Raw genomic sequence first — 5,758 nt, forward strand, 5'->3', positions numbered from 1 at the left:
GCCGCTCCCGCCTTCGCCCAGAGCACCTCTGCCGGTGTCGGCGGTCAGGTCACGTCCGCCTCAGGTGCGCCTGTTGCCGGTGCCGAAGTCACCATCACGCATACCGAGTCGGGCACGGTCAGCCGTGCGACCACCGATGCAGCGGGTCGTTACAACGCGCGCGGCCTGCGCGTGGGTGGTCCGTACACCATCACCATCACCAAGTCCGGTGAAGGCACCAAGACCGAAGACGGCCTGTACCTGGGCGTCAACCAGACCGGTACCGTCAACGCGGCACTGACCGGCGACCTCGCCGCGACCAACCTGGATGCCGTCCAGGTCGTCGCCGTGGCTGCAGGCTCGGAAGTGTTCAGCGCGACCAAGATGGGTTCGGGCACCAACCTCAGCCAGCAGCAGATCGAAGTTGCCCCGTCCATCGGCGGCAACATCCAGGACCTGATGCGTCTGGATCCGCGCGTGACCTTCATCGACCGCGCCTCGGGTTCGATCTCCGCCGGCGGCCAGAACCCGCGCTTCAACTCGATCAGCATCGACGGCGTCTCGGCCAGCGACACCTTCGGCCTGGAAGGCAACAACATGCCGACCCGTCGCCAGCCGGTCGCGATGGAAGCCATCGAAGCGCTGGACATCAACCTGTCCAACTACGACGTCAGCATCGCTGCCGCCGCCGGTGCCACCGTCAACGCGGTGACCAAGTCCGGTACCAACGAATTCCACGGCTCGGTCTACGGCACCTACCGTGACGGCGACTGGTTCGGCGACAACCCGGAAGGCCAGAAGTTCAACGGCTTCACCAAGGAAAAGACCTACGGCATGACCGTGGGTGGTCCGATCCTCAAGGACAAGCTGTTCTTCTTCGCCAACTACGAAAAGTTCGAGCAGGCCGCCCCGGGCGCCGACCTCAGCACCACCCCGCTGGGCAAGGCCAACGGCCAGTTCACCCTGGCCGACGTGACCCGCGCGCAGCAGATCGCGCAGGGTTACGGCATCGAAGCCGGTGGCCTGGAAAGCAACGGCGACACCTCGATGGAAGAGTACGCGCTGAAGCTGGACTGGAACATCAGCGACAACCACCGTGCCAACATCCGTTACAGCAAGATCGACCAGAGCAAGCTGCGCATCAACGGCATGACCACGAGCTCGGCCTCGCTGAACTCGTACTGGTACCAGCACAACAAGACCAACGAGAGCTACGTCGCCCAGCTGTTCAGTGACTGGACCGACAATTTCTCGACCGAACTGAAGGCCTCGTACCGCGAGTACTCGGCCATCCGTGCGGTGTCCACCGATGCCCCGAGCGTGCGCATCTACTTCGGCGGCACCCCGACCGCGCCGTCGGGCGACTCGCTGTACCTGGGTACCGAAGTCAACTCGCAGGACAACGTCCTGACGACCAAGGCGTGGAACTACTACGCCGCCGGCACGCTGACGCTGGGCAATCATGACGTCAAGTTCGGTGCGTCGTACGACACCAACGACATCTACAACTATTACGGCGCCAACTCGTGGGGCACCTACACGTTCTACGGCCTGGACAACTTCGCCGCCGGCCGCTGGAACACCTACGACTACGCACCGGAACGCACCCCGGGTTCGATCGCCGCTGACTACACCTACAGCAACCTGGCGCTGTTCGTGCAGGACACCTGGTACGTCAACAACAACCTGACCCTGACCCTGGGCCTGCGCGCCGACCGTCCGGACACCAGCCCGGAGCCGGCCTACAACGCGGCCGCGTCGAACTTCTTCGGCTACAACAACAGCAAGGTGTTCGAAAGCAAGTTCCTGATCCAGCCGCGCTTCGGCTTCAACTACACCTTCGACACCGATCGCCCGACCCAGCTGCGTGGTGGCGTGGGCCTGTTCCAGGGTGATTCGCCGCAGGTGTGGATCAGCAACAGCTACTCGGCGACCGGTTTCAACACCAACGTCTATAGCCTCCGCAACAACCAGTATGCCGATTCGCTGAAGTTCAATCCGAACAAGGACAGCCAGCCGGTGCCGACCGCTCCGGGTTCGGCCATCCAGAACGTCAACTTCGTCGGCAACGACTTCAAGCTGCCGTCGATCTACAAGGCCAACCTGGCCCTGGACCATGAAACCCCGTGGTACGGCATCGTGGCTTCGGCCGAGCTGCTGGTTACCAAGGTCAAGGACGGCCTGTTCTACCAGAGCCTGAATCTGGGCCCGGTGCAGTACCAGGGACCGGACGGTCGTGACATGTTCTACAGCGCCCGCAAGGTCGGCGCGTGGCAGACCGCTGACTCGCGTGTCGGCAAGGACGGCCGTTACAACAACGTCTACCTGATCAACAACACCGACGAGGGTCGTACCTCGCAGTTCACCGTGTCGCTGTCCAAGCCGTGGTCCGATGCCAGCGACTGGTCCTGGAACCTGGGTTACACCTACACCGATGCCACCGAAGTCGGCTCGCTGACCAGCTCCACCGCCAGCTCGGGCTGGGGCTATCAGTACGCCTTCGACGCCAACACACCGGTCGAGAACACCTCGCGCTACCAGATCCGCGACCGCCTGTCGGGCGCGCTGAACTGGAAGCACAAGTTCTTCGGTGACTACGAGACCAAGATCGGCCTGGTGTACGAAGGTCGCAGCGGCCGTCCGTACAGCTACGTGTTCGCCAACGACGCCAACGGCGACGGCCGTACCGCCAACGACCTGTTCTACGTGCCGAAGGGCCCGGGCGACGTGCTGTTCGGTACGCTGACCAACGCCGGTGCGTTCACCGCCGATGCCGCGATGGAGAAGAGCTTCTTCGATTGGCTTGCCGCCAACCCGGACCTGGCCAAGTACGCGGGCAGCACGCCGGGTGCGAACGGCTTCCGCAGTGGCTGGATCAACACCTTCGACGTGCGCATCAGCCAGCAGCTGCCGGGCTTCATGAAGGGTCACAAGTCGGAGATCTGGCTGGATATCCAGAACATCGGCAACATGATCAACAAGGACTGGGGCAACATCTACGACTACGGCTTCTTCGCCGACAGTCGCGTTGCCACCCTGCAGGGCATGTACCAGGGCAAGTACGTGTACAACTACCGCGGCGCCGACACCCCGACCGTCGCCAACGCCGACGCCGATGGCTTCGACGTCGGTGTGTCGCAGTGGTCGCTGCAGCTGGGCTTCCGCTACCAGTTCTGATGAACTGACGTAGCACCTGCTGCATACGGAACGGCCGGGGCAACCCGGCCGTTTTCGTTTGTCGGACGGGTCGGGCCATCGTGCCGGCTGGGGTGTCGTTCTTGCTGCCAGCCGTAACTTCATGTACTCTCAATCGGTTGCGCGCAAAGACGCGTACCGCAGCGCCCCGAAAAGGCCCGCTGCCGCTGACACCTATCCAACGGCCGGGCTTCCTGGCCGTTTTGCTTTTTAAGGGGGCAGCGGTACAGTCGGAAACCTTGAGGAAAGCAGAAAGAATGGAAATGAAGATCACCGAAACCCCGGCGCGGACGCTGCCGGTGCAGGACGCGCGGATCTACCCGCGCGGTGGGCTGGATGTGCTGTCCCGGGCCGAGGTTGCGCGCCTGCGCGACGCCTCCGGCGGCGGCATGCACGAGCTGCTGCGCCGCTGCGCGCTGGCCGTGCTGACCAGTGGAAGTGCCTCGGACGATCCGCGCGCGGCGCGCGATCTGTACCCGGATTTCGACATCCAGGTGGCGCAGCAGGATCGCGGCGTCCGCATCGACCTCGTCAACGCCCCGGCGATGGCCTTCGTGGATGGCGAGATCATCCGCGGCGTGGCCGAGCTGCTGTTCGCCGTGGTCCGCGACCTGGCCTACATGGCCATCGAGATGGGCCCGCAGTACGCGGCCGAACTGGAATCGTCCGAGGGCATCACCAACGCGGTATTCGGGCTGCTGCGCAACGCGCGCATCCTCAACCCGGGCGACCCGAACCTGGTGGTCTGCTGGGGCGGCCATTCGATCGGTCGCGATGAGTACCTCTACACCAAGCAGGTCGGTTACGAGCTGGGCCTGCGCGGGCTGGATATCTGCACCGGCTGCGGCCCGGGCGCGATGAAGGGCCCGATGAAGGGCGCCACCATCGCCCATGCCAAGCAGCGCAAGCACGTCACCCGCTACATCGGCCTGACCGAGCCGGGCATCATCGCCGCCGAGTCGCCGAACCCGATCGTCAACCACCTGGTGATCATGCCGGACATCGAGAAGCGTCTCGAAGCGTTCGTGCGGATCGGACACGGCATCATCGTGTTCGCCGGCGGCGTGGGCACTGCCGAAGAGATCCTGTACCTGCTCGGCATCCTGCTGCGCGAGGAAAACAAGGACCTGCCGTTCCCGCTGATCCTGACCGGCCCGACCGTGGCGGCGCCGTACTTCGAGCAGATCGACCGCTTCATCCGCCTCACTCTGGGCGAGGCCGCGGCGGCGCGCTACGAGATCATCATCGGCGACCCGGTCGCGGTGGCACGGCGCATGTCCGCCGGTATCAAGCGCGTGCGCGAGCATCGCCTGGAGCAGAAGGATTCGTTCTTCTTCAACTGGTCGATCGAGATTCCGTGGGAATACCAGCAGCCGTTCGTGCCCACGCACGAGGCGATGGCTGCGCTGGACCTGCACCACGGCCGTCCGCCGCATGCCCTGGCTGCCGACCTGCGTCGGGCGTTCTCCGGCATCGTGGCCGGCAATGTCAAGGAAGACGGGATGCGCCGCATCGAGCAGCTCGGGCCGTTCGAGATCCATGGCGACGCCGACATGATGCAGGCGCTGGACGAGTTGCTGCGCGGCTTCGTGGAGCAGCGCCGGATGAAGATCTCCGGCGAATACCAGCCCTGCTATAAGGTCCTGGCCTGATCGCAGGCGGGGTCTGCCGACCCGTCTGACCGGGTCGGGCGGGGGCGGGGCGGGGAGCCCCGCCGCCTTGTAGACGCCGGGCGCCCGTCAACTGATTGACGCCCGTCGCCCCGGGCGACCGTTCGTCCTGCCGCCGCTTGCCGCCGGACGGCAGGTCGTTCATCTTCTGTGTCATCACGCTGGGGAGCGTTCCATGTACTCACGCCGGTCCAACGGCTTCACGCTGGTAGAACTGATGGTCACCGTCGCGGTGGTCGCCATTCTGTCCGCGATCGCTTATCCAAGCTTCCAAAGCAGCATCCGCTCTAATCGGGTAGCTGCGGCGCACAATGAGCTCCTGGGCCTGGTCAACCTGGCGCGCAGCGAGGCCGTGCGCAGCAACCGCGGTGGCGGAGTGTGCGGCAGCACCGACGGCAATACCTGTGATGGCAACTGGGCCGGCGGCATGATGGCTTTCGCTGATGCCGACAACAGCGGTACGTTCAGCACGGGTGAGACCGTGTTGCGATTCAACAAGATCGGCCGCGGCATGGTGGTCACCGGTCCGACCGCGCTGATCGGCTTCGACGCGCGTGGACGCCGTCGCGCCGCGGCGGATCAGGCTGTGGTGATGCGCCCAGAACAATGCGGCAGCCAGCCTTTGCTGCGCACGATGACTGTCAATGTCTCCGGCCAGATCAGCAGTGCCAAGGGAGCCTGTCCATGAAGCGTCGCCATTCATCCATTCCCGGTCGCGGTCAGGCCGGCTTTACGCTGCTTGAGGTACTGATCGCCATTGTCGTCCTGGCCTTCGGTCTGCTCGGTTTTGCGATGCTGCAGACCACCAGTGTCCGTTTCGTGCAAAGCGCGAACTACCGGACCCAGGCGACAAACCTCGCCTACGACCTCACCGAGCTGATGCGCAGTAATCGGTTCCAGTCGGTCTGGTACAC

4 protein-coding genes are annotated in these 5,758 nt (G+C 64.4%); all 4 read left to right on the top strand.

All coding sequences use genetic code 11. The annotated features are described in order from the left end of the window. A partial coding sequence (locus ACXJKH_RS13020) for a TonB-dependent receptor (RefSeq protein WP_457319843.1) occupies positions 1-3,156 on the top strand: 3,156 nt, incomplete at its 5' end. Positions 3,157-3,437: 281 nt separating this feature from the next. Further along, positions 3,438-4,826: a nucleotide 5'-monophosphate nucleosidase PpnN gene (ppnN, locus tag ACXJKH_RS13025; RefSeq protein ID WP_457319845.1), complete on the top strand. Its 1,389-nt coding sequence runs from the start codon at positions 3,438-3,440 to the stop codon at positions 4,824-4,826. A 193-nt stretch (positions 4,827-5,019) separates the two neighbouring features. Next, positions 5,020-5,532, top strand: a complete 513-nt coding sequence (locus tag ACXJKH_RS13030) for a GspH/FimT family pseudopilin (RefSeq protein WP_457319847.1) — start codon at positions 5,020-5,022, stop codon at positions 5,530-5,532. Then, on the top strand, positions 5,529-5,758 hold a 230-nt coding region (pilV, locus tag ACXJKH_RS13035; RefSeq protein WP_457319849.1), incomplete at its 3' end, for a type IV pilus modification protein PilV. The genes ACXJKH_RS13030 and pilV, both read left to right, overlap by 4 nt.

The organism is Stenotrophomonas sp. P5_B8 (genome assembly GCF_054049855.1).